This is a genomic window from Phocaeicola plebeius, assembly GCF_003437535.1.
Lineage (GTDB): Bacteria > Bacteroidota > Bacteroidia > Bacteroidales > Bacteroidaceae > Phocaeicola > Phocaeicola plebeius_A.
The window spans coordinates 101817-128055 of the sequence record NZ_QSQT01000005.1; the positions used below are offsets into that span (position 1 = coordinate 101817).

16 protein-coding genes are annotated in these 26239 nt (G+C 43.2%); 11 read left to right on the forward strand and 5 right to left on the reverse strand.

Going from position 1 to position 26239, the window contains the following annotated elements:
• Nucleotides 1-6: 6 nt before the first annotated feature.
• From DXD04_RS03940 to cysS, 8 genes are all read left to right on the forward strand, one after another.
• Nucleotides 7-3084 carry a SusC/RagA family TonB-linked outer membrane protein gene (locus tag DXD04_RS03940; RefSeq protein WP_117671079.1) on the forward strand — a complete coding sequence of 1026 codons (3078 nt, stop codon included), beginning with the start codon at nucleotides 7-9 and terminating at the stop codon, nucleotides 3082-3084.
• An 11-nt stretch (nucleotides 3085-3095) separates the two neighbouring features.
• Nucleotides 3096-4910: a RagB/SusD family nutrient uptake outer membrane protein gene (locus DXD04_RS03945; protein WP_259299511.1), complete on the forward strand. Its 1815-nt coding sequence runs from the start codon at nucleotides 3096-3098 to the stop codon at nucleotides 4908-4910.
• A 17-nt stretch (nucleotides 4911-4927) separates the two neighbouring features.
• Nucleotides 4928-8125, forward strand: a complete 3198-nt coding sequence (locus DXD04_RS03950; protein WP_373103771.1) for a SusC/RagA family TonB-linked outer membrane protein — start codon at nucleotides 4928-4930, stop codon at nucleotides 8123-8125.
• 13 nt (nucleotides 8126-8138) lie between these two features.
• Entirely contained in the window at nucleotides 8139-9950 is a 1812-nt protein-coding gene (locus tag DXD04_RS03955) for a RagB/SusD family nutrient uptake outer membrane protein (protein WP_117671081.1), read from the forward strand.
• Between the two features lie 34 nt (nucleotides 9951-9984).
• Complete coding sequence (locus DXD04_RS03960; RefSeq protein WP_117671083.1) at nucleotides 9985-11922, forward strand: arabinan endo-1,5-alpha-L-arabinosidase; 1938 nt, start codon at nucleotides 9985-9987, stop codon at nucleotides 11920-11922.
• 88 nt (nucleotides 11923-12010) lie between these two features.
• Entirely contained in the window at nucleotides 12011-13015 is a 1005-nt protein-coding gene (locus tag DXD04_RS03965) for an arabinan endo-1,5-alpha-L-arabinosidase (RefSeq protein ID WP_117671085.1), read from the forward strand.
• A 166-nt stretch (nucleotides 13016-13181) separates the two neighbouring features.
• Nucleotides 13182-15122, forward strand: coding sequence for a glycoside hydrolase family 97 protein (locus DXD04_RS03970; protein ID WP_117671087.1), 1941 nt, complete (start codon nucleotides 13182-13184; stop codon nucleotides 15120-15122).
• Nucleotides 15123-15219: 97 nt separating this feature from the next.
• Nucleotides 15220-16701 (forward strand): cysteine--tRNA ligase, encoded by a 1482-nt coding sequence (gene cysS, locus DXD04_RS03975; protein ID WP_117671089.1) that lies wholly within the window; start codon nucleotides 15220-15222, stop codon nucleotides 16699-16701.
• Nucleotides 16702-16916: 215 nt separating this feature from the next.
• On the opposite strand, the gene DXD04_RS03980 is transcribed toward cysS, so the two are convergent.
• Entirely contained in the window at nucleotides 16917-17927 is a 1011-nt protein-coding gene (locus tag DXD04_RS03980; RefSeq protein ID WP_007560735.1) for an ATP-dependent 6-phosphofructokinase, read from the reverse strand.
• A gap of 153 nt (nucleotides 17928-18080) precedes the next feature.
• On the opposite strand from DXD04_RS03980, the gene DXD04_RS03985 reads away from it, so the two are divergent.
• Genes DXD04_RS03985 through DXD04_RS03995 form a run of 3 tightly spaced genes read left to right on the forward strand, consistent with a single transcriptional unit; the run spans nucleotide 18081 to nucleotide 22333 of the window.
• Nucleotides 18081-19586: a GH3 auxin-responsive promoter family protein gene (locus DXD04_RS03985; RefSeq protein ID WP_022052975.1), complete on the forward strand. Its 1506-nt coding sequence runs from the start codon at nucleotides 18081-18083 to the stop codon at nucleotides 19584-19586.
• Between the two features lie 9 nt (nucleotides 19587-19595).
• Nucleotides 19596-21521: an Ig-like domain-containing protein gene (locus tag DXD04_RS03990; protein ID WP_117671091.1), complete on the forward strand. Its 1926-nt coding sequence runs from the start codon at nucleotides 19596-19598 to the stop codon at nucleotides 21519-21521.
• On the forward strand, nucleotides 21518-22333 hold the full coding sequence (locus DXD04_RS03995; protein WP_022052977.1) for a DUF3108 domain-containing protein: 816 nt from the start codon (nucleotides 21518-21520) through the stop codon (nucleotides 22331-22333). Before DXD04_RS03990 ends, DXD04_RS03995 begins: the two co-directional genes overlap by 4 nt.
• A gap of 139 nt (nucleotides 22334-22472) precedes the next feature.
• Here the strand turns inward: DXD04_RS03995 and rnc are convergent, their stop codons facing one another.
• From rnc to pdxB, 4 genes are all read right to left on the reverse strand, one after another.
• On the reverse strand, nucleotides 22473-23492 hold the full coding sequence (gene rnc / locus DXD04_RS04000; protein WP_117671093.1) for a ribonuclease III: 1020 nt from the start codon (nucleotides 23490-23492) through the stop codon (nucleotides 22473-22475).
• 3 nt (nucleotides 23493-23495) lie between these two features.
• A complete protein-coding gene (fabF, locus tag DXD04_RS04005) occupies nucleotides 23496-24761 on the reverse strand; it encodes a beta-ketoacyl-ACP synthase II (RefSeq protein WP_117671095.1) in 1266 nt (421 codons plus the stop codon).
• Nucleotides 24762-24776: 15 nt separating this feature from the next.
• Nucleotides 24777-25013, reverse strand: a complete 237-nt coding sequence (locus DXD04_RS04010; RefSeq protein WP_117671097.1) for an acyl carrier protein — start codon at nucleotides 25011-25013, stop codon at nucleotides 24777-24779.
• Between the two features lie 159 nt (nucleotides 25014-25172).
• A complete protein-coding gene (pdxB, locus tag DXD04_RS04015) occupies nucleotides 25173-26183 on the reverse strand; it encodes a 4-phosphoerythronate dehydrogenase PdxB (protein ID WP_117671099.1) in 1011 nt (336 codons plus the stop codon).
• Nucleotides 26184-26239 lie beyond the last annotated feature (56 nt).

Here is a 26239-nt window from a genome sequence, read left to right on the forward strand (position 1 = left end):
TTATTTATGATCTTCTTTTGCATGTTGTGGACTCTGGGCCTTTTTGCCCAATCTACCAAAGAAGTAAAAGGAGTAGTAAAAGATCCAACAGGAGAAACTGTAATTGGAGCCAGTGTATTGGAAAAAGGAACCACTAATGGTACTATTACAGATTTTGATGGAAATTTTGTGCTGACTGTGTCAGAAAATGCAGTGCTTCAAATCAGTTATATCGGCTATCAGACACAGGAAATTAGTGTAAAAGGAAAGAAGAATTTAGTTGTAACTTTGAAAGAAGATACAGAAGTTCTGGAAGAAGTTGTAGTTGTTGGTTATGGTGCACAGAAAAAGGAGAGTGTTGTAGGTGCGATCTCTCAGGTGTCCTCAAAAGAATTATTAAAATCGCCTTCTGGAAACGTGTCTCAGGCTTTGGCTGGTAAGATTTCTGGTGTGATTACTTCTCAGACGTCTGGTGCTCCGGGTGCGGATGATGCACAAATCTACATTCGTGGTCGTGCCTCTTTTGCAGGAGACAATCAGCCCCTTATCTTAGTGGATGGCGTGGAACGCGAATTTTCACAGATTTCACCTGATGATATAGAGTCTATATCTGTGTTAAAGGATGCTTCAGCTACTGCTGTATATGGTGTACGTGGTGCAAATGGTGTTATGTTGATTACGACAAAACGAGGAAAGGATCAGAAACCAACCGTGAGTCTGACTGCTAACTGGCAGGTTCAGTCTCCGACTCGTAAAGACACCTATTTGGATTCTTATGATTCTGTTGTTTTATTGGAAGAAGCACGTGCCAATGATGGGCTGGGTTCTCAATATTCAGCTTATGATATTGAGATGTATAAAAAATCTCGTAATGGTCAGTTGTCGGGATTGGATGCTATGCTTTATCCGAATGTCGACTGGTATGATACAGTGCTTCGCAGTACAGCTCCTGCTCAACGTTATAATGTAAATGTACAAGGAGGTACAAAACGTGTTCGTTACTTTGCTTCCGCAGAATATTATAATCAGCAGGGTTTGTTTAAGAACTTTAGTACAGACCAGTATGGAAATAGTTCGAATTCAAGCTATCGCCGTTATGCTTTCCGTGGAAATCTGGACTTTTTGGTGACAGATGATTTGACGGTTTCTGTAAACTTTGGAACCCGCTTTGAGGAACGTCGTGGCCCGAACTCTGACGAACGTCTGGATGGTTCATATAGTGAAGTCTTTTATGAGTTGAATCATACTCCGGGATGGCTTTTCCCTGTAAGTTATAATATTGGTGAAGAAGGAGAAGCAAAACAGATTTTGTATGGTGGTAACTCTCAGAACCAGAATAATATTGTAGGTCGTTTGGCAGAAGCTGGATTTACACGTGCTACCAATACAATTAATGAAACAAACTTTATTGTGAATTATGATTTGCATAAGATTACTCCGGGACTTTCTGTAAAAGGTATGGCATCTTTTGATTATGATGCATATTACAACCGAAAATTTACAGCTGATTTTGCTACTTATGAATTGACAGACCGTAATAATTATAACTCTATTGACGGATACACCCAGTTTAACAATGATACGGAGTTGGCTTATGCTGGTAATGATCAGACTACGACCTATAAACTTTACATGGAGTTGCAGTTAAATTACGCTCGTAAGTTTGGAAAGCATGATGTGACCGCTATGATGTTGTATAACCAGAATGATTATCGTTATCAGGCTGACCTGGCTAAGCGCTATCAGGGATTAGTTGGTCGTGCGACTTATGGATATGATGATCGTTATCTGGCAGAAGTGAACTTTGGTTTCAATGGTTCTGAAAACTTCCGTAAGGGTAAACGATTTGGTTTCTTTCCTTCATTCTCTTTGGGATGGCGTATATCTAACGAAAAATTTATGCAGCCTGTTTCCAGCTGGTTGAACAATCTTAAATTGCGTGCATCTTATGGTGAAGTTGGTAATGATGTATATATGGTAAATGGCGTACAGCAACGTTTCTTGTATGAACCGGTATGGACACAATTGGCAAATGCATATCGTTTTGGTAGCAACCAAACGGTAACGGGTATTTACGAAAGTCAGTATCCTAACTATGATGTAACTTGGGAACGTGCGCGTAAATATAATGTAGGTTTGGAATTCGGTTTGTGGAATGGATTGTTAACTGGTAATTTTGATTATTTCTATGAGAGCCGTACAGATATTCTGACTCAATATTTGACTCGTCCACAATGGGTTGGTGTTGTAATGGCTGCAGGAAATTTGGGAAAGACAAAGAATCAGGGTGTTGAACTTGAATTGAAACATAACAATCGGATTGGTAAAGATTTTTATTACAATGTAGGATTTACTTTCTCACATGCACGTAATGAAATTCTTGATATGGATGAACCTGATGCAAAAACAGGTTATCGTAAACAGGAAGGACATCCGATTAATCAGTATTTTGGATTGATTTGTGATGGTTTTGTTACTCAGGCAGACTTAGACAATCCGAATTTCCCGAAGTCTACTTATGGAAATGTGCAAGTAGGTGACTTGAAATATCGGGATATGAATGGTGATGGCTTCATTGACGACCGTGATGAAACATTTATTGGTTATAGTGATATTCCAGAAAATACGTATGCATTGACTCTCGGAGCTCAGTGGAAAGGAATTGGTTTTAGTGTGATGTTCCAAGGAGTAGATCATGTTTCTCGTTTTTATGATGCAGAAGCTATGTTTGCCTTTGTAAATGGTGGTAAGGTAAAGGAGCATCATTTGGGACGTTGGAATCCGGCCATGAGCGAAGAATATAACTTGGCAAATGCTACTTATCCTCTATTACATTATGATTCTTATGGAAACCATAATCAGCGGCAGAACTCATTCTTCCTGAAGAATGGCGCCTTCTTGCGCTTAAAGAATATTGAACTTAGTTATTCTTTGCCGCAGAGCTGGATTAAGAAAGCAGCTATGAAAGAATGTAGAATATATGTGAATGCTAGCAACTTGGTTACTTGGGATCATTTGGGAGGTTTGACAGACCCGGAAAGTAATGGTTCGAACCGTTATCCAATTATGAAAACCGTAAACTTTGGTGTAAATATTCAATTCTAAAAAATATCAGTATGAAAATAAATAGAACATTAATATATACCTTGTTGGCTGCAACACTTTCAGGAACGTCCTTGACTTCTTGTGAAGAAATGTTCGGTGACTTTTTGGATAAGCAGCCAAGTAATGAACTGACAGAGGAAGAAACCTTCAGTTTATGGACGAACATGGAAGAGTTTCATTATGATACTTATAATTTTCTACGCCATGGTATAGGACGTATTAACAATTCCTGGATGGATTCTGCCACTGATTTAGGGGAAACCAGCTATTCAAATGCCGGAACTCGTGTAAGCTTCAATATTGGAAATTATTATAGTGCAGAAGCTGCAAACGAACTGACCGATGTATGGGAAAATTATTATCGTGCCATTCGTAAATGTAATATGTTGCTGGAAAAAATAGATGAGGTACCTCAAGCGGAAGAAGATACATACGATGTGTATCTCCGTGATAAGGCTGTTTATAAAGCAGAAGCCCGTTTTTTCAGAGCCTATTTTTATTGGGAATTGTTTTTGAGATATGGTCCGGTACCTTTAGTGACAAAAGTACTTGATCCAGATGGCGATTTGATTTCTGATTACAAGGAACGTCCAACGACAAAAGCTTATGTGCAAGAGTTTATACTGAAGGAATTGGCAGAATGTGAAAGTGATTTATTGACAGTTGAAGAAGTACAGGCCGAGTTGGATAAACTTTCCGGTCGTGTATGGCAGCCTGCAGCACGTGCTTTAGCATGTCGTATAAAGTTATACATGGCTAGTCCGCGCTTTGCTGGACAGACTGATATTACTTGGCAAGATGCTGCTGATGCAGCCAAAAGTTTTATTACAGATTTTGGTGATACAGGTAAGTTTAAACTTTGGCAAGAAGATAATGCTACAGCGGAGGCTAATTATGCGAATGCGATTTTGAAACCTGCAACAGATAACGGTAAGAATACGGAAATAATATTTTGGCGGAATGATGGTACGTTTGGCTGGAGTGCAGTGGAGAATGATACTCCTGTAGGAGAAGGAGGAAAGGGAGGCATGTGTCCTTCACAGAATTTAGTGGATATGTATGATTTAGCAGATGGAACATCTCCATTTACAGAATATGATGATACCGGAGCTCCTGTATATAACTCAACTACATCTAACGGAGTGCCAGCTCCGACAGTGAAATCAGGAGTGCGTTATAACGATGCTAATCCGTGTTATAATCGTGATCCACGTTTGGCTGCCTCTATTTTGTATCATGGAGTAGATTGGAATGATGGAACAATAAACGTAATTAAGGGGCAACGTGATAATCCTATTGGTAATGCGAATGTAACTCCTACAGGGTATTATCTTCGTAAATATATGCCAGAAGAAATTTTGGCTAATAATCATGGAGGTACAGCTTTCAGAAACTGGATTTTTATTCGGTATGCAGAGATCCTGCTTGATTATGCGGAGGCAATAAATGAAGTGAGTCCAAGTAATTATAAAGAAGCATTGGCGGTTATCCAACCGATTCGTGATCGCGTAGGAATGACATTGCAATTGGAAAACCGTGCAGATCTTCAATCTCAGGATGCTGCCCGCAAATTTATTCGCCGTGAGCGCACAATAGAATTGGCATTCGAAGATCATCGTGCGTGGGATGTTCGTCGTTGGGGTGTGGCCAAAGAAGCATTAGCCCGTGATATTTATGGGGTAGATGTAGTACGCGAAAATGGACAGACTAAATATGTGCGTAAAATTGCTCAGCCCCGTGTGTTTGAAGATAAGATGTATCTGTATCCGATACCGGAAGGCGAGGTTTGGAAAACCAATATTGAGAATAATCCAGGATGGAATTAATAAAAGATTCAATGGTTATGTATAAGATAAATAAGAAAAATAAAATACGTACAGGGCTGAATAAGGTCTTATTAGCTACTGTATTAAGCTCTGCATCTCTTTCTGTGTGGGCACAAGAAGGCATATTAAAAGGTCGTGTGGTGGATGTAGAGGGTAATCCAATTCCAGGTGCTGTCGTAAATGTGCTTGAGGGTAGCCGAATTGCCTTGAGCGATGAAAACGGATATTTCCAATTGAAGAAGGTAGTACCCAATGATGAAATTTATGCTACATGTGTGGGATATCTTCCTGCTACAGAAGTTGCTTCTGAACTTGATGGTGGTTTTACGATTGTATTGAAAGAAGATACAGATGTGTATATGCATACCGCACCTGTGCCTTTCGGTCGTAAGCCCATGAAATATATGACAGAAGCTACATCTGTGGTAACTGGTGAGGAATTGGAGAAACATCCGGTTACTGTGTTACAGAATGCTTTTACTTCTACAGTAACAGGTGTGGAAACATACGAAAAGAACTCAGAACCAGGATGGAGTGAGACCCTATTCTATATTCGTGGTTTACGTACTATGAATAATAATTTGGCAAATGATGGACAGATTGCGGAGAAACCTTTGGTTATCGTTGATAATGTGGAACGAGATTTGTCCTTCTTGGATGCATATCCAATAGAAAGCATTACAATTTTAAAAGATGCTGCTGCTTGCGCTATTTATGGTATGCGTGGTGCAAATGGAGCTATTATTGTCACTACAAAGCGTGGTCAGGCTGGTAGAACAAAGATTGATTTTACACAAGAAGTAGGTTTCCAGACTGTATCTGGTATTCCTGAAAGTCAAAATTCATATAATTATGCCTTAACGAAAAATCAGGCAAATTATCTGGATGGAAAAGAACCTGAATTTAGTGACTATGATATTGAAATGTATCGTCGTGTATGTAATGGCGAGCAGCTGACGGGAATGGATCGGTATAAGTATTTTAATACGAACTGGCATGACACAATGTTAAGAGACTTAGCCCCTCAGTATCGTACTAATTTGCAGATTAGTGGAGGTAATGCACGTGCTCGTTATTATGTTTCTTTCTCTTATTTGCGCCAGGAAGGTTTGTATAATACAGAATGGACTGATTATAATGAAGGATATAGTACACAGCATACGTTGAATCGTTATAATTTGCGTTCAAACATTGATATTGATGTCAATAAATTTTTGAACGTATCTTTGGATTTAGGTGGTCGTATTGATAATATTAGTCAGCCCGGTATTGATACGTGGAATATTTTTACTTGGGGAGCTGGTGAAAATCTTCCTATTAACCCTGTTTTTACACCTAACGGTAATTGGTTCTTTCCTTCTGATAGCGACAGTAAGAATGGCGCGGCTCAGATTGCGGGAAGAGGTATTGAGAAGAATCGTCGTCGTAACCTATATACAACATTGACTGCTAACGGGGATTTAGGTTCATTGCTGCCTGGCTTGAAAGCAAATCTGACTTTTAGTTTTGATTCTTATGAAACTTTCCGTCAGACTCAGGTAGCAGACATAGATGGATATTATTATAATTTCCGTGATGATGTGAGCGATGTGTCTCAGTATACATACAAACGTATGCGTACAGCAGCTTCTTTGCCTAATCCAAGCACTTCTCCTCGTGATTATTATTATAATATCAACATAAACGGAGGTCTTTCTTATAACCATACATTTAATAAAAAACATTGGTTAGATGCTAAAGCATTCATGCGTTCATATCAGAATGTAGTACGCGGACAATATTCTTCAAATCGCTATCTTTCTTATAATGCACAAGCTACCTATGTATATGACAGCCGTTATATTGTATCGGGTAATTTGTCTTATATGGGGAATGATAATTTTGCACCGGGAGAACGTTATGGATTATTCCCAGGTGGTTCTGTGGGATGGGTCTTATCAGAAGAACCTTGGTTTAAAAATAAGGCTACCCAGTTGCTGAAGATTCGTGCTTCTTATGGTCGTGCCGGTATGTCTGATATTTATACTACTTCTGATGGAGTTCCTTCTGTTCGTTATCCTTATCAAGGGGCTTATACAGAAACGGGTGGCCGTTATAATTTTGGAACGTCTCAGTCTGCTTACACTGGTATTTATGAATCTACTGTAGGAAATAGAAATATTAAGTGGGAAATTTCCGACATGGTGAATGTGGGTATGGATTTTGATTTTTGGAATAAGAAATTGTATGGACAGATTGATTTATTTAAAGAATGGCGTTCAAATATACTTGTGACTCGTTCTACCATACCGACAGGAATGTTTGGGGCAGCTGTACCTTTGGATTCTTATGGAAAAGCGGAAACAAAAGGCTTTGAAGTGACATTGGGACACATGAATAAGATTGGTGATTTTACTTATCATATTCAGGGTATGTTGACTTACAATACCAATAAGATTACAGAAATGGATGAGGTTGCACCTGATTATGCATACCAGTCAAAAACTGGTAATCGTATAAACCAAAGCCAGTTGTTAACATGGGTACAATGGGCAAGTGATCCTGCCTTAATTCCTGAATCTCATCAGGATGCTATTGACCATCCGGAAAAATATCCTTGGCATTCGGCGGGAAAATATCAGTTGGGTAATGCCATTTTTAAGGATACAAACGGTGACCGTATTATAGATGCTTATGATAAAGAACCGATGGGATATACTAAGATTCCAGAGTTGATTCCGACTGTAAATATCGGTTTTGAGTGGAAAGGATTGGATGCCCGTGCAGTTTTGACTGCTTATTTGAACCGTACGGTAGGCTGTCGTGAGAATATGGACTATGGTTTTGGATGGGGAGGTACCTCTACTCACGAAGTAGTTAATACATGGGGATATTATACAGACGATCCGACTGACCCGCGTAATATCAATGCAAAATATCCTCGTTTGTCTAATTCATTTAGTAATATCGACCGTAACTATCCATATAATGAATCTACTATCTGGGTAGTAAACGGGGATTTCCTTTCTTTGCGTAATGTGGAAGTGGGTTATTCTTTACCTAAAAAATGGATTGCAAAAGCCAATATGACAAAAGTACGTATTTATTTTAGTGGTTATAACTTATGTAACTGGAGTCATTTGCCGAAAGGTTTTGACCCTGAAAATCCATTGAACTATATCTGGAATTATCCTAAAACAAAATCGTTTACATTTGGTATCAATGTAGGATTTTAAATAAAGCAATATTATGAAGATAAAGAAATATACTTATATAATGTTAGCCGTATTATTATTTTCTGGTACGGCTTGCAGTGACTTTTTGGATAAAGAGTATGATGCAACCCTTTCAGATGAAAAGGTGTTTACTAATCAGACTATGACGCGTGAGTTCCTGACAGACATCTATACAAATCTGCCTGATGGATTGGCTCCTTTAAATGATGATCAGTTTACAGGTGCTTCTCGTGATTGTATGACAGATAATGCAACCTCCTATTGGGGGTTACATTATTACACGAAAGTAGCTACCGATTCGTATACAGCAAAAGACCATCCTTTATTGGGGCAATGGAATACAGATTTCGCAGGAATCCGTAAATGCAATATCTTTTTAAATAATGCTCAGGCTTCTGTTGTTGGTAACGCTGAAAAGTCGGGTGATGATAATAAGTTATACGAACGTTATTGCAATGAAGCAAGATTGTTACGTGCATTGTTCCACTTTGATTTGGTGTGCTGGTTTGGTGATATGCTGATTGTAGGAGAGAATGAAGATGGTACGAATATTGTTTTCAGTATGGAAGATCTTGAACAAATGAATCAGGCTCGTACTCCTGCGGCAGATGTTTTGCAATGGGTAGCAGATGAATGCGACAAGGTAAAAGATGCTTTACCATTCCGATACTCTAATGAAACGACAAACTGGGGGCGTGTGAATGGAGCAACAGCTTATGCTTTAAAAGCTCGTGCTTTACTTTATAAGGCTTCAGCTCTCAATAATCCTACTGGAGAGCAGTCTTGGTGGCAGGCTGCCGCACAAGCTGCGCAGGATTTTATTGATAAGAATGCGCAGCAGTCTAATCCTTATCAGTTATATGCTACGGGAAATCCTGAAAATGATTATTATGAATGTTTTACTACCAATCCGGTGTATAACAATGAAATCATTTTGTCTCGTTCGGTATGGAATACAAACAAAGTGGAGCAAGTATTCTTGCCTGTTGGTTTCACTGGAAAATTTTCGGCTGCAGGTCGTACAAGTCCAACTCAGAACTTTGTAGATTGTTTTGAGATGTTAGATGGAAAACGAATTGATGAAGGAGGTGGTGATTATGCTTATGATGCACAGAATCCGTATGTGAATCGTGATCCACGTTTGGCTCAGATTGTTTTCTATCAAGGTATGACATGGGGTAGTGCAAAAGATAATGAACAACGTAAATTGGACATGCGTACGGATGGAGGGAAAGATTATTCAGCCTCTATGGGAGGAACTTGTACAGGATACTATTTGAAGAAATTTGTAAATAATATTTCTTGTCAGAATCCTACCAACTATCCTCATTCATGGATTATTTTCCGTTATGGAGAGGTACTGTTAAATGCTGCTGAAGCTTATTGTGAAGCTGGTAATCTGGACAAGGCAAAACAATATATTAATGAAATTCGTGATCGTGCTGGTATGCCTCATTATGAATATACGGACCAGACAGAATTACTGAAACGTATTCGTAATGAACGTCGTATTGAATTAAGTTTTGAGGATCATCGTATGTGGGACTTGCGCCGCTGGCGGGCATACGATAATGTAACGGCTTCAGAAGAACAGTCTAAGCCTTATTATGAACAATTGTTGAATTTGTATGGCGTGGAAATCTCAGGAACGGAAGCTGCTCCTGTTTACCAGTATGGACCAGCGCGTTCTGCACAGAATGGAGGGGTAATAGAGACACGTGTGTTCAATATCCCGAAAAATTATCTGTTCCCGATACCTGATTCTGATGTCAAAATGGCTCCTAACTTGAAGCAAAACCCAGGCTGGGAAATAACCGGAGAATAATCAGCATGAAGATTTTAATAAAAAGAATGGTTATATGAATATAAAAAATGCATTGAAATATGTTTTCGTCGGACTGGCTTGTGTATTGAGTGCATGTAGCGACGAAGAAAATGGAGTGAGCATTGGCAATATGTCTTTAGAGAAGCCTTCTGTTTCAAATGTGACATATAAGTCGGTAGATGTTTCAGCTCAAGTAAAAGATCCTTCCTCTTATATATTAAAACGAGGAATATGTTATGGAACAGAAGCTTCTCCCACCATTGAAAATCAAATTGTAGAAGTGGAAGGAAGCGGTAGTGATATCAATGTTGTCTTAAGTGGATTGACGGAAAGTACGACTTATTATGTACGTGCTTTTGTAACTGTGCTTGATAATGAACCCATGTATTCGGAGGAGGTACAAGTGACTACTCTTGCGGCTACTTTGGATGATAAACTAGCAGACTATGTAGCGCCTGATTATGAAGACGATTATACTTCTATTGCGGGATGGGATAAGCGGAATGAGTGGAACCTGGCTAATGTACATGACCCTTCTGTCGTGTTGGCTGATGACGGCTATTATTATATGTATCAGACTGACGCTTCGTATGGTAATGCACATGACGGACATGGGCATTTCCATTGTCGTCGCTCTAAAGACTTGGTCAACTGGGAGTACATGGGAGCTACTATGCAGGAGGCTCCGGCATGGGTAAAAGAAAACCTGAATGCATATCGTGCAGAAATGGGTTTGGAGCCAATAGAGTCTCCTTCTTATGGCTATTGGGCTCCTGTAGTACGTAAGGTAAAAACAGGTTTGTATCGTATGTATTATAGTATTGTTGTAGATAATTATATTCAAACTGGAAAAACAAATACAACAGATAATTTTGACGGTTCTTGGACAGAACGTGCTTTTATTGGTTTGATGGAAACTTCAGATCCGGCTTCTAATGTATGGGAAGACAAAGGTATGGTAGTCTGTTCATCTTCAGACCGGGGAATGAATGACTGGAGCCGGCCTAACCTGAATAACTGGGATGCGTATTTCTATTTTAATGCTATTGACCCTACTTATTTAGTTGATAAGGATGGCACCCATTGGTTGATTTATGGTTCTTGGCATAGTGGTATTGCAGAAGTGGAATTAAATCCGGAGACGGGTTTGCCTAAAACAAGTTTAGGAAAGCCTTGGGGGATTTCTACTTGGAATACAAATACTTACGGAAAGTTGATAGCACGCCGTGGTACCTCTCGCTGGCAGGGCTCGGAAGGTCCGGAAGTTGTGTATAACCCAGAAACAGGTTATTATTATATGTTCCTTGCTTATGGGTCATTAGCGGTAGAATATAACACTCGAGTAGTACGTGCTCGGAGTATGAATGGACCTTGGTTGGATATAAATAATAATGATGCAGCGTACGGTATCCAGGCAGAGCCTGTAGTAACTCATCCTTATAAATTCAGTAATAGCTATGGATGGGTGGGTATTTCTCACTGTGCAGTGTTTGATGATGGCAATGGAAACTGGTTCTATTCTTCACAAGGACGTTTACCCGAAAACGTACCGGGAGTTTATGAATCTAATGCAGTAATGATGGGACATGTACGTAGTATCCGTTGGACGGAAGACGGGTGGCCTTTGGTTATGCCTGAACGCTATGGAGCTGTTCCTCAGGTTCCTATTACAGAAGGAGAATTGATTGGTGATTGGGAAATGATTCAAATGTCTTCTAATCATCCGGGGCAGCAATATGCTTCTGCAATTATGACTCTTTCTGCAGATCATAAAATTACAGAGGGTACTTGGAAAGGTGGTAGCTGGAGTTATGATGCAGAGAATCAGGTTTTAACAGCTAATGGCGTAAAACTGTATTTACAGCGTGAAGTAGACTGGGAAATGATTCCTCGTACACCGACTATTGTATTTGCTGGATATCATCAAAGTAACGGTGTTTGGCGTACAGATTGGGGAAAGAAAGTACAGTGACTTATAATATGTTAGTTTGGACGCCTTGTAGATAAGGAATTCTTGTTTGCAAGGCGTTTCTTTTGTGTATAATATCGTGATTAGGATTATGAAACACATCATTTTCTCATTTATCTTCCTGGCTGCAGCAAGCGCAGCTTACGCTTCTTCTCCTAAGAAGTCGTCGGTCATCCCAACCAGTAAAGTTATGACCCATGACCCAGTGCTGGCTAAGCAGGGTGACACTTATTATCTCTTCGCTACCGGACATGGAATTTCCGTGATGTCCTCAAAGGACTTGAAGAACTGGAAGTTTGAAAAACCGGTATTTGAGAAAGCGCCTCAATGGGCAGTGGAAACTGTGAAAGGCTATAACGGGCACACGTGGGCACCGGATATTATTTTCCACAATGGACTTTATCATTTGTTTTATTCATGTTCGGCATTTGGAAAGAATACTTCGGCTATTGGTCACGCAACCAATCCTACGCTCGACCCTTCCAGTCCTGATTTCAAATGGACAGACCATGGAAAAGTAATTCAGTCGGTACCTAACCGGGATATGTGGAATGCTATTGATCCCAATATCATTATTGATGAAAATGGTACACCCTGGATGAATTTCGGCTCATTCTGGGATGGCATCAAGATGGTAAAGCTGACTCCTGATATGAATGGAGTGGCTCAGCCGGAAGAGTGGTATTCACTTTCTCGCCGTCAACGTACCTTTAATCTGGATGAAGAGAATGCAGGTGATGGAGCAGTTGAAGCGCCGTTTATCATGAAGCACGGTGATTATTATTACTTGTTTGTGTCATTTGACTATTGCTGTAAGGGCTTGAAAAGTGATTATAAAGTCATGGTTGGACGTTCGAAGACTGTCACAGGACCTTATTTAGACAAAGACGGAAAAGCTATGAACAAGGGAGGTGGTTCATTAGTGATTCAGGGCAACAAGGACTATGCCGGAGTAGGCCATAATGCAGCCTATCATCTGGACGGGAAGGACTATTTTATCTCTCATGCCTACTCTGTGGCAGAAGAAGGAGCCCCCAAATTGATAATTCGTGAAATGACCTGGACACCTGACGAATGGCCGGTTGTTAACTTCTAAAAGTGATGCTTGCAGGGATGCCGCAGGGAGTATTTTTCTCCTGAGCGGCATCTTTTTTATGTCGATATTGCATGATTTGTGATAGCTTTTTAGCGAAAATTTTATTGTTGATTTCACACCTAATCCCTATTTTTGCCTTGATTAGTAATTATTTGGAAAAACACCTATGAAAAAACAAGTATTTTTTGGCACATTGGCGTTATTGGCCTCTCAGGCATTTGCCCAGCAGGCAGCGGTTACCGGTCCTGATTCTCGTTTGAAACTCGACTTTCAGTTGCAGGATGGCAAGCCTGTCTATTCGGTGACATACGACGGAAAGACCGTACTGGAGAACTCTCCCCTCGGCTTTGTATCTAATATCGGCGACTTCAGCCGTCAGATGAGCTTTGTCGGCCAGCAGGCGGATAAGGTGGAAAAGACATACACGCAGGACCGTATCAAGTGTTCTACGGTAAATTATTCTGCTAACAAGCTGACTGTAACCCTTGAAAATGCTGACAAGAAGAAGCTGGACATCGTGTTCCAGTTGAGCAACAACGACATTGCTTTCCGCTACGAGATGCCTCAGTATGGCGAAACGGCCTGTATGGTAATTGAAAGGGAAGCGACCGGATTTGACTTTCCTTCTACCACTACTACGTTCCTTTCTCCGCAGAGTGATCCGATGATTGGCTGGATGCGTACGAAACCGAGCTACGAAGAGGAATATGTGCCCGATGAACCGGTGGCTACCCCTTCCAAGTACAGTGAAGGCTATACTTTCCCGGCGCTGTTCCATGTGGGCGACAACTGGGCATTGGTATCGGAGACCGGTGTGCGCAGCCTGTATTGTGCTTCCCATCTGAGTGATGCTACTAAAGATGGTCTTTACAGTATTGCTTTCCCGAATCCGGGCGAGATGAACGGTCTGGGTTCTTCTACTCCGGGACTGGCTCTGCCGGGTGTCACTCCCTGGCGTACGATTACAGTGGGCAGCGGGCTGAAGCCGATTGTGGAGACTACCGTTCCGTTTGATGTGGTGGAACCGCTGTATGAGCCTTCTCAGGAATACAAGTTCGGCCGTTCTACGTGGAGCTGGATTATGTGGCAGGACCCGAGTATCAACTACGATGACCAGATTCGCTTCATTGACCTGGCCAGTGAAATGGGTTATGAATATACGCTGATTGACGGAGGCTGGGAAAAGAACATCGGACGTGACCGCATGGAAGAGTTGTTCAAGTACGCTCACCAGAAGAATGTGGATGTGTTTGTGTGGTACAACTCCAACGGTTACTGGAACGATGCACCGCAGGATGCCAAGCAGTGCATGAGCAATTCGGTAGCTCGCAAGAAAGAGATGAAATGGCTGCAGAAATGCGGCGTGAAGGGTTTGAAGGTGGACTTCTTCGGCAGTGACAAGCAGCAGATGATGGGCTTGTATGAAGATATTCTGACCGATGCCAATGAATACGGTCTGATGATAATCTTCCATGGCTGTACGATTCCACGCGGCTGGGAACGCATGTATCCGAACTATGTGGGCAGTGAGGCAGTACTTGCTTCTGAAAACCTGATATTCAACCAGCATTTTGATGATATGGAGGCTTATAACGCCTGTTTGCATCCGTTTATCCGCAATACCATTGGCTGTATGGAGTTTGGCGGTACGCTGCTGAACAAGCGCCACAATCGTACGAACGACGGAGGTACCATCCGCAAGACGACGGACGTGTTCCAGCTGGCTACAGCGGTGTTGTATCAGAATCCGATTCAGAACTTTGCCCTTGCTCCGAACAACCTGACAGATGCACCGGCACTGGCTATCGATTTTATGAAGCAGATACCTACTACGTGGGATGAAACGGTGTTCCTTGACGGCTATCCGGGAAAATACTGTGTGCTGGCCCGTCGTCACGGCGACCGCTGGTATGTGGTAGGCGTAAATGCGCAGAAGGAGCCTTTGAAGTTGAGCCTGAACCTGCCGATGTGGGAGAAAGGCGAAACGGTTTCCTATTATCTGGACGATAAGAAACGTCAGCCGCAATTAGAAGAACTGAAAATCAAGAATCCGGCAGAGGTAAAAGTAGTAATCCAACCAGATGGAGGTATTATTCTGACAAAATAATTTGAGGAGTTTTCAAAAGAGAAAAAGCGTGATTTTTTAGTGGAAATCACGCTTTTCTCTTTTTAATTTATAACTTTGCATCCTAACTCATTGAATTATGGAGAATAATCAACTTTTTATTTACAATACACTGACCCGCAAGAAGGAACTGTTCGTGCCTTTGCATGCTCCTCATGTGGGCATGTATGTGTGTGGTCCTACCGTATACGGTGACGGACATTTGGGACATGCGCGTCCTGCCATTACGTTTGATATTGTGTTCCGCTACCTGACTCATTTGGGCTACAAGGTGCGTTATGTGCGTAACATTACTGATGTGGGCCATCTGGAGCATGATGCAGACGATGGTGAAGACAAGATTGCCAAGAAAGCACGTCTGGAACAGCTGGAACCGATGGAAGTGGTGCAGTATTATCTGTTGCGTTACCACAAGGCAATGGAAGCATTGAACGTGTTGCCGCCCAGCATCGAGCCGCATGCATCCGGACACATCATCGAGCAGATTAAGCTGGTGGAAGAGATTCTGAAAAACGGATATGCATACGAAAGCAAGGGCTCTGTGTATTTTGATGTAGCGAAGTACAACAAAGATCATCACTATGGTGTGTTGTCAGGACGTAACCTGGATGATGTGCTGAATACAACCCGTGAACTCGACGGACAGGATGAAAAGCACAATCCGGCCGACTTTGCTTTGTGGAAGTGTGCACAGCCGGAACATATCATGCGCTGGCCGTCACCGTGGAGCAACGGTTTCCCGGGCTGGCATTGTGAGTGTACCGCTATGGGACGCAAATACTTAGGTGAAACTTTCGATATTCACGGAGGAGGAATGGACCTGGTGTTCCCGCATCATGAATGTGAAATCGCACAGGCTGTGGCTTCAGAAGGTCATCAGATGGTACGTTACTGGATGCACAATAACATGATTACTATCAACGGACAGAAGATGGGTAAGTCATTGGGTAACTTTATCACCCTGGATGAGTTCTTTACAGGCTCTAACAAGTTGCTGACACAGGCTTATTCACCGATGACCATCCGTTTCTTCATCCTTCAGGCACACTATCGCAGTACAGTGGACTTCAGTAACGAAGCGCTGCAGGCTGCTGAAAAGGGCTTGGAACGTCTGTTGGAAGGTGTGAAGAATCTGGATCGCATCACTCCGGCGAAAGCTACTTCAGGCATCGAACCGAAAGGCCTGCGTGAGAAATGCTACGAGGCTATGAACGACGATTTGAATACACCGATTGTTATTTCTCATCTGTTTGATGCAACCCGTATGATTAATACGGTGATTGACAAGAAAGCGACTATCAGCGCCGAAGATTTGGAAGAACTGAAGAGTGTGTTCCATCTGTTTGTGTTCGATATTCTTGGTCTGAAAGCGGAAGCTGAAAACAATGCAGCACGTGAAGAAGCTTACGGAAAAGTAGTCGACATGCTGTTGGAGCAGCGTATGCAGGCTAAAGCCAACAAAGACTGGGCTACAAGCGATAAGATTCGTGACAACCTGGCTGCCTTGGGCTTTGAAGTGAAAGACACCAAGGATGGCTTCACTTGGAAATTAAATAAGTAATCGGATACAGTTTTGTATATGAGGGGGTATCAACTGGGTTGGTATCCCCTTTTTTCAGTGCTTTTTGGCCCTTTTCAAAACGCAAGTGCATTTGATATGAAACGCAAGTGCATTTCACTTCAAACGCAAGTGCGTTTTACTTCAAACACAAGGGCGTTTTAGTTGAAACGCAAGTGCGTTTTTGGGGGATGATTTTATGTGTATAAAATGTATATTTATCCGAAGCAAATACCCATGCGGCGGCCCTGTACAATCAGGTCATGGTCTTCTGTAACCAGTTTCAGCTTGCCGGCCACCTCACTCAGTGGAACAGACTCAATGGTATTACCTTTCAGCGCTACCATCCGGCCAAACATACCCTGGGCTATCAGCTCGGTAGCATGTCCTCCCATGCGGGTAGCCAGGTTGCGGTCGTAGGCTGTAGGACTTCCTCCGCGCTGGATGTATCCCAATACAGTTTCGCGGGTTTCGAATCCTGTTTCGTATTCTATTTCCTCGGCAATGTATTGCGCAGCTTTTTTACCTCCGATTGTAGGAATTCCTTCTGCTACCACTACAATAGAGTAGGGCTTTCCTTTTTTCAGGCGGTTGATAATGGCATCGCCGATACGGTGAATGTCGAAAGGAATTTCAGGAAGCAGGATAATATCGCCTCCTCCCGCCATACCGGAGTGAAGGGCAATCCATCCAGCCTTGTGGCCCATGACTTCAATCACCATGACACGTTGGTGGGCACTGGCAGTGGAATGCAGGCGGTCAATAGCGTCGGTAGCTATCGTTACGGCCGAATCGAAACCAAAAGAAACATCGGTTCCCCACACGTCATTGTCGATGGTCTTGGGAATGCTTACCACATTCACTCCCGCTTCAGCCAGTTTCGCAGCTGTTTTCTGCGTACCGTTTCCTCCGATGCACACGATGCAGTCCAGGCCGCGTTCGCGAATGGTCTGAAGCATGATGGCAGGTTTGTTTTCCGATACGGCACCCGCTTTTCTTTTGAACGGTTTTTCGCGTGAAGTACCAAGGATGGTTCCTCCCAGGTTCAGAAGTCCTGTCAGTGAGCTTTCGTCCAGCGGAACAATGTCATTGTCCAGCAGTCCCCGAAACCCACTATGGATTCCATAAACCTCCATCCCGTAATGGTTGATGGCTGTCTTGCATACCCCTCGAATGGTGGCATTGATTCCCGGACAGTCGCCTCCTGAAGTCAAGATTCCTATCTTCATGTTTTGCTGAATTAATAGATTGTGTGGTAAAGGTAAGAAAAAACTGTATATTTGTCATGATGCAGGAAAAAATAATGTTCCTGTCTGCTGATTTAGTCAGAAAAAATCTACCTTTGCATCTATCACATATAAGGATTTGAAATTTAAGAAGGAATGAATTCAACAAAGTTAATAGGAAAGATATTTGCTCCCAGACAAAGAGAAATTGACCTTTATGGGACAAAGGCCGAAGAAATTCAGGGCCGTGTATTCCGAAAACTGATACAGAGCGCTTCTGCTACGGAGTGGGGAAAGAAATATGATTTCAGCCAAATCCGGAACTATACAGATTTTCAGCGCGTTCCTATACAGACGTATGAAGATGTAAAAGGTTATGTTGACCGTATGCGCCATGGTGAAAAGGATGTGTTGTGGCCGGGAAAGGTCATCTGGTACGCCAAGTCATCGGGAACAACTAATGATAAAAGTAAGTTTATTCCTGTCAGCCCGGAAGGATTGAAAGGAATCCATTATCGGGGAGGAACAGACGCAGTGGCATTGTACCTCCGTGAGAATCCTGAAAGCCGTTTCTTTTCGGGGAAGGGATTGATATTGGGAGGCAGTCATAGCCCGAACTATAACGTGAAGGACAGTCTGGTGGGTGACCTGTCGGCCATCCTGATTCAGAATATCAGTCCGCTGGTGAACCTGATTCGGGTGCCGAAGAAAGAGATTGCCTTGTTGAGTGAGTTTGAAGAGAAGGTGGAACGTATTGCTAGTACCACGATTCATCAGAATGTGACCAACATTTCGGGAGTTCCTTCCTGGATGCTAGCTGTACTGAACCGTGTGCTGGAGAAAACGGGTGCCAAACATTTGAATGAGGTATGGCCTAATCTGGAGGTCTTCTTCCATGGAGGAGTATGCTTCACACCTTATCGTGAACAGTACAAGCAGCTTATTCCTACAGACAAGATGCATTACATGGAAACGTATAATGCCAGTGAAGGCTTCTTTGGCCTGCAAAGCGATTTGCACGATCCGGCCATGTTGCTGATGATTGACTATGACGTGTTCTATGAGTTTATTCCTTTGGAGGAAATCGATAAGCCGAATCCTACGATTGTACCTTTGTGGGGTGTGGAAGTAGGACGTAACTATGCGGTAGTAATCAGTACCTCCTGCGGTTTGTGGAGATATATCATTGGGGATACGGTGAAGTTCACGCAGAAAGACCCATATAAGTTTATTATTTCCGGTCGTACCAAGCACTTTATCAATGCCTTCGGTGAGGAACTGATGGTAGATAATGCAGAGAAAGGACTGGAAAGAGCTTGTAAGGAAACCGGTGCACAGGTACTGGAATATACGGCAGCTCCTGTCTTTATGGATGCCAATGCCAAGTGTCGTCACCAGTGGCTGATAGAATTCAGTGTGATGCCGGATTCGCTGGAGAAGTTTGCCCAGGTGCTGGATACCGCGTTGCAGGAAATAAATTCAGATTATGAGGCCAAACGGCATAAAGATATTACCTTGCAGCGTCTGGAAGTAATCAAGGCTCGTGAAGGCCTGTTTCACGACTGGTTGAAACAGAAAGGAAAGCTGGGTGGCCAGCACAAAGTGCCTCGCCTGAGCAACAGCCGTGACTATATTGAAGAAATGTTGAAACTGAATAACTAAACTATATAGATGAAACCTATACCTAAATATATTGCATTGTTGTTGGTCATTATCGGGTTTTATGCATGCGCGAGCACGGGTATGCCCGACGGGGGACCGTATGATGAAACGCCGCCCAAGTTTGTGCGTGCTACGCCGGAACCCAATGCCACGAACAACAAGCGCAAGAAAATCTCCATTGAATTCGATGAATACATCAAGCTTGACAAGGCATCGGAGAAGGTGATTATTTCGCCTCCTCAGAATGAGGCGCCCGAAGTGAAGGTAAGCGGACATCGGGTCCTGGTGGAATTTTTTGATACTCTTCGTGAAAATACCACTTATACGATAGATTTTGGTGATGCCATTGTGGACAACAACGAAGATAACCCGTTGGGAAACTTTGCATACGCTTTCTCTACGGGCGAGCATATTGATACGATGGAGGTATCGGGGACGGTGCTGTCGGCTGACAACCTGGAACCGGTAAAGGGTATTCAGGTAGGGCTTCATAAGAATTTGGAAGACAGTGCATTCGTGAAGCTTCCGTTCGACCGTATTTCACGTACTGACAGCCGCGGGCATTTTACCATTCGCGGGGTTGCCCCGGGGAAATATCGTATTTATGCCTTGATGGACGGTAATCAGAACTATTTGTTTGATTCGAAGACAGAGGCCGTTGCTTTCTTGGATTCGTTGGTGGTGCCCGACATGCGTCCGGATGTACGTCAGGATACCGTATGGAATGAGTTGGATACACTGGCTTATGATACGATTTACGAGGTGCATTATACACGTTTCTTGCCTGATAACCTGATTCTGCGTTCGTTCAAGGAAGAGAATCCGATGCAGTATCTGGTGAAGAGCGAGCGTGAACAGTTGAACCGTTTTTCTTTGTATTTCAGTGCCAAAGCGGATACGCTTCCTACCATCAAGGGATTGGATTTTGATGAGAAGGATGCATTTATCATCGAAAGTAATCCGCGTAACGATACCATTCGTTACTGGATTAAGGATACCGTGATGTGCGAACGTGATACGCTGACCTTCCAGATGGACTATCTGGCTACGGACACGTTGGGACAGCTTGTGCCGAAGACCGATACCTTGCGTATGGTGAACAAGATTGACAAGAAACGACGTATGGCCTTGGCCGAAGAAGCCATGAAGAAGGAAGAGAAAGAGCGGAAAAAACGTGCAAAGAAAGGTGATACACTGAAGGTGGAACCGAAATTCTTTGCGATGTCGGTGGATGCACCTTCCAGTCTGGATTTGAACCGGAACATCGTGCTGAAATTTGAGGAGCCGGTGGAACATATTGACACGGCGGCCATTCACATGGCTGTCAAGGTAGACTCGCTGTGGGAGGATATACCGTTTATTCTGATGGCAGACTCCGTGGTTCCCCGTCAGTATCAGATTCTGGCCGACTGGCAACCCGGACAGGAGTATCAGCTCAAAATAGACTCGTTGGGTATCAAGGGTATTTACGGACTCTATACCAACAAGGTGGAAAACCAGTTGAAAGTGAAGACTTTGGAAGATTACGGTACGCTGTATCTGAATATCGTAGGGGCAGGACCTCATGCCGTGGTGCAATTGCTGAACAGCAGTGATGGAGTGGTGCGGCAGCAACCGGTGACGGACAAGAATACGTGTGATTTCTATTTCTTGCAGCCCAGCACAAAATATTATATCCGTCTGTTCAATGATGACAATAACAACGGGGTGTGGGATACCGGTAACTACGAAGAGAAACGCCAGCCGGAAGAAGTGTACTACTTCCCGAAAGTATGGGAAATGAAAGCCAACTTTGAGTTTGAAGAAACGTGGGACATACACGCTGTGCCGCTTGACAAGCAGAAGTTGGACGAGATAAAGAAACAAAAGCCTGATGAGGCCAAGAAAATCAAAGACCGCAACAAGGAGCGGGCTCGTAAACTAGGAAGAACATGATAAGGAAACTGATTCTTTGCCTTTTCCTTCTGGTAGGAGGGATGGCAGCCAGCGCACAATGTGGTGCAGTGAATGATGCAATCAAGCCAGGAGAAACACTCTCTTATGAGCTGAAGTTTAACTGGAAATTCGTCTGGATTAATGCCGGATGGGCAAAGATGACGGTAAACGAGACGACTTATAACGGTCGTCCATGTTTGAAAACGGACTTGCAGTCGTACACCAACAAGAAGATTGACTTCTTCTTCAAGATGCGTGACACGTTGACCTGCATCACTTCGCAGGATTTGGTTCCTTTGTATTTCCGAAAGGGAGCGGAGGAAGGAAAACGCTACACGGTAGATGAGGTGAAATTCAGTTACCAGAACGGAAAGTGCATCGTCGACCAGCAACGCACTTTGCGTGGTAATACGGACAAACATCATGACGAGATGCCGGTGTGTGTGTACGATATGCTGAGTATCCTCTTGCAGGCCCGTTCGTATGACCCCACAGAGTACAAGCCCGGGCAGAAGATTCTTTTCTCTATGGCTACTGGAAGGGCAGTAGAAAAACAGACTCTGATTTATCGCCGTAAGGAGAATTATAAGGCTGAAAATGGGGTGACGTATCGTTGTCTGGTATTCTCGCTCGTAGAATATGTGGGTGAAGAAAAGAAGGAAAAAGAAGTCATTACCTTCTATATTACGGACGACCGTAATCACTTGCCGGTGCGCCTGGATATGTACCTGAACTTTGGTTCGGCAAAAGCCTTTCTGACCGATATTAAAGGCAATCGCCACCCGCTGACTTCCATTGTAAAGGAACGGTAAATGTAGAGCTTTCTTCCTTGAAGAGTTTTTGGGAAGGAGCAAGCAAAGGTATACAAAAAATCCTCAACTATTACTACGGGGTAGCTGAGGATTTACTATAAGGTAATTTGGAAGTTACTACGGGGTAATCAGGCGATTACTACGTAGTAATTTTTGTTTCTTCACTGTCTGTTTCTGTCTCTTCTGTAAGCTGGAATGCCGCTTCTTCTGCTTCGGCAATAATCCGTTCCACGTCATCGTATTTCTCAGTAACAGTAGTTTCTTCTTTCACTTCCGTATCGAAAGATTCCGGGTTCTGCTCGTCTGCTTGTACGGGAAGAGTATCTGCTTCCGCAGTCAATGCATCGGTTGCGTCAGTTGAAGTCGGATTCTCCTCTGCAGCAGCTTGTTCTCGTGCGGCTTTTTCTGCAAAAATCGTGTCAATGAACTGCGGGTCATTTTTGATTTTGTTCAAGGTTTCATGAGCAGCTTCCTGCTGTGATTCTTTCTTGGAATATCCTTTACCTTGCCCAGCGGGAACCTGTTCTACCACGACCTGTGTTTCAAAGACCGGATTCTGTTGCTCGTCGACCGTCTGCTCCAGCAGGTTGAATTCAATGAGGAACTTGTTTTTCTGTCCCCATTCAATCAGTTTCGACTTGAAGTTGACTTCCTTCCGCGACAGCTTCTCCAGATTCAGGTAGGGCTTGATAATACGTTCTTCCATGAAGAACTTGCAGGTGGCGTACCCACGGTCCAGATAAATGGCTCCCACAAGCGCTTCAAAGGCATTACCACACATGTAGCTATTGTGTGACGACTGCCGTGTGGTGTATTTTATCAGCTTGTCCAGACCGATTTTTACGGCAATCTGGTTCAATGTTTCTCGTTGTACGATTTTAGAGCGTGTATTGGTCAGAAATCCCTCTCTTTTCCCCTCAAACCGTTTGTACACAATGTCGGCCACTACTGCATCCAGTATGGCATCTCCTAAGAACTCTAGGCGTTCATTGTTCAACAGTCTGCCTTTAGCTTTTACCGAAGACGATTTGTGCAGGAGGGCCTGCTGGTAGATTTCGATGTTTCGCGGATAAAATCCCAGTATCTTATAAAAACAAAGATAAGACTCCTTATCCTTTCGAAAAAGAAGTCTTATCTCATCTAGTATATTGCTAAACACAGTTTATTCAGTGTATTTTTTAATGATTACACATGCATTGTGACCACCAAATCCGAATGTGTTGCTCAATGCAGCACGTACAGTACGCTGCTGTGCCTTATTGAAAGTGAAGTTCAGGTTGTAGTCGATGTTTTCATCGTTGTCACCTTCTTCGTGGTTGATTGTCGGAGGTACAATATCATTTTTTACAGACAGTACGCAAGCAATGGCTTCTACACCTCCGGTTGCACCCAACAGGTGTCCAGTCATAGACTTGGTAGAACTGATGTTCAGTTTGTAAGCATGTTCGCCAAACAAATCCTTGATGGCTTTTACTTCAGAAACGTCGCCTACCGGAGTAGAAGTTCCGTGTACGTTGATATAGTCGATATCTTCCGGTTTCATTCCGGCATCTTCCAGAGCGCTCTGCATAACCAGTTTCGCACCCAGGCCTTCAGGATGAGAGGCTGTTAAATGGTAAGCGTCGCCAGATGCACCTGTACCGGCCAATTCTGCATATATCTTCGCACCACGTGCTTTAGCGTGTTCTAGTTCTTCAAGAATCAAACATCCGGCACCTTCGCCCATTACGAAACCATCGCGGCTGGCGCTGAACGGACGTGAAGCACGTACAGGGTCGTCATTGCGTGTAGACAGTGCATGCATGGCATTGAAGCCGCCTACTCCTGCAGGGAAGATAGCTGCTTCGGCTCCACCTGTTACAATGATGTTGGCTTTTCCCAAACGGATATAGTTGAATGCATCAGCTATAGCGTTAGAAGAAGACGCACATGCAGAAGTAGTGGTGAAGTTAGGTCCGTGGAAGCCGTACATGATAGAAATCTGTCCGGATGCAATATCTGCAATCATTTTCGGAATAAAGAACGGATTGAATTTCGGTCCGAGGTCGTTTTTAGTCTTTTCGTAACCTGCGACTTCTTCTTCGAAAGTGTGAATACCTCCGATTCCGACACCGAGAATCACTCCGACTTTGTTCAAATCTTCTTTTTCTACGTCGATACCGGCATCAGTTACCGCTTCTTTAGCTGCAACTACGGCATACTGAGTGTAAAGGTCCATCTTACGGGCTTCCTTACGGTCAATATGGTCAGCAGCGTTGAAGTTCTTCACTTCGCAAGCGAACTGAGTCTTAAATTTTGACGCATCAAAATGAGTAATAGGTCCTGCTCCGCTGACGCCGTTCAGGAGGTTGTTCCAGAATTCCGGAACAGTGTTACCCACTGGAGTCAACGCACCAAGACCTGTTACTACTACTCTTTTTAATTCCATAAAGGTAGAATTAAATTATTTTGCGTTAGCTTCGATGTAAGAGACAGCGTCACCTACAGTCTGGATCTTTTCTGCCTGATCGTCTGGAATAGAGATTCCGAATTCTTTTTCGAATTCCATGATCAATTCTACAGTATCCAAAGAGTCAGCACCCAGGTCGTTAGTGAAGCTAGCAGTTGCAACTACTTCTGATTCTTCTACGCCCAATTTATCTACGATAATTTTCTGTACTTTTGATGCGATTTCAGACATAATTCTAAGTTTTTTAAGTTTATAAATAATGTAATTTATTGATTTTTCGCTGCAAAGGAATAAATATTTCTGATTCTAAGCAAATATTCAGGCAAATAAATGCTTTTCCTTTGCACATTTTTATACATTCTGTGCACGTAAACTTGTTTTTTTTATGCCTTATTCCCTTCGTAAATGATAGTCGCCGCGCAGTTGTTCAAACAGCTCCGGGTGTGCACGCAATTCTTCGCAGTCCTTGTGTGGGTTATACAATTGAAGTACCCTCACATTCTCGTCCTGCGATAAGGTTTGATTCGGATTGTCAGGGAGGGCAATGTGAAAATCTGCCTGTTTATGGAAGAAACGGCAAAATGCTTCTAGTACCATGCGGGTAGCATTGGCTTTTCCGTCAGCAGAATAACCGGCAATGTGAGGTGTGCCGATAAATACTTTGTCGAGCAGATCCTGACTGATGTGCGGTTCGTTTCCCCATACGTCAATGACGGCACCCTTTACGAGACCTTTATTCATTGCTGCGAGCAGCGCTTCTGTGTCTACAACTTCTCCACGTGAGGTATTGATGAGGTAAGGGGCTTGTTGTAACTTTTGAAAGAAAGTGCTGTCGGCCAGATGGTAGGTTTTATATTTTCCTTCCCGGATGAGGGGTGTATGAAAGGTCAGAATGTTACATTGTTCGGCCAGTGTGTCTAATGAACAGAAACCTTCTTCTCCCTCATCAGCCCGAGGAGGGTCGTTCAGCAATACTTTCAATCCGATACGTTGTGCCATCTGCCGGATACGTTCTCCCACATGCCCTACACCAATGATACCCAGACAAGATTCTTGCAGGTTGATTCCCTTTTCTTTTTGAAGAAGCAGAAGCACGGCGTGAAGATATTGTTCTACAGCCCCCGCATTGCATCCGGGGCAGTTGCTCCAGGTAATACCGGCTTGCCGGCAATATGCCGTATCAATGTGGTCGAAGCCGATGGTGGCTGTTCCGATGAACCGTACATTGCTTCCTTCCAGCAATTCCCGGTTACAGATTGTCCGTGTGCGGATAATCAGGGCATCTGCGTCTTTAACGACCTCCGGTGTGAAGGCTTTTCCCGGCAGATAGACCACTTCATCCGCCAGTTGTTCGATGACTTCGCGGATGTAAGGTATTTTGTTGTCTACGATTACTTTCATCTTTGTCCAAATTATTGGGTTGCAAAGTTAGCATTTTCCCTGACTGAGTGTATGTA

Coding starts and splice junctions, on each gene's coding strand:
- DXD04_RS03940 (WP_117671079.1), top strand. CDS start 7: ATGATCTTCTTTTGCATGTTGTGGACTCTGGGCCTTTTTGCCCAATCT.
- DXD04_RS03945 (WP_259299511.1), top strand. CDS start 3,096: ATGAAAATAAATAGAACATTAATATATACCTTGTTGGCTGCAACACTT.
- DXD04_RS03950 (WP_373103771.1), top strand. CDS start 4,928: ATGTATAAGATAAATAAGAAAAATAAAATACGTACAGGGCTGAATAAG.
- DXD04_RS03955 (WP_117671081.1), top strand. CDS start 8,139: ATGAAGATAAAGAAATATACTTATATAATGTTAGCCGTATTATTATTT.
- DXD04_RS03960 (WP_117671083.1), top strand. CDS start 9,985: ATGAATATAAAAAATGCATTGAAATATGTTTTCGTCGGACTGGCTTGT.
- DXD04_RS03965 (WP_117671085.1), top strand. CDS start 12,011: ATGAAACACATCATTTTCTCATTTATCTTCCTGGCTGCAGCAAGCGCA.
- DXD04_RS03970 (WP_117671087.1), top strand. CDS start 13,182: ATGAAAAAACAAGTATTTTTTGGCACATTGGCGTTATTGGCCTCTCAG.
- cysS (WP_117671089.1), top strand. CDS start 15,220: ATGGAGAATAATCAACTTTTTATTTACAATACACTGACCCGCAAGAAG.
- DXD04_RS03980 (WP_007560735.1), bottom strand. CDS start 17,927: ATGAAGATAGGAATCTTGACTTCAGGAGGCGACTGTCCGGGAATCAAT.
- DXD04_RS03985 (WP_022052975.1), top strand. CDS start 18,081: ATGAATTCAACAAAGTTAATAGGAAAGATATTTGCTCCCAGACAAAGA.
- DXD04_RS03990 (WP_117671091.1), top strand. CDS start 19,596: ATGAAACCTATACCTAAATATATTGCATTGTTGTTGGTCATTATCGGG.
- DXD04_RS03995 (WP_022052977.1), top strand. CDS start 21,518: ATGATAAGGAAACTGATTCTTTGCCTTTTCCTTCTGGTAGGAGGGATG.
- fabF (WP_117671095.1), bottom strand. CDS start 24,761: ATGGAATTAAAAAGAGTAGTAGTAACAGGTCTTGGTGCGTTGACTCCA.
- DXD04_RS04010 (WP_117671097.1), bottom strand. CDS start 25,013: ATGTCTGAAATCGCATCAAAAGTACAGAAAATTATCGTAGATAAATTG.
- pdxB (WP_117671099.1), bottom strand. CDS start 26,183: ATGAAAGTAATCGTAGACAACAAAATACCTTACATCCGCGAAGTCATC.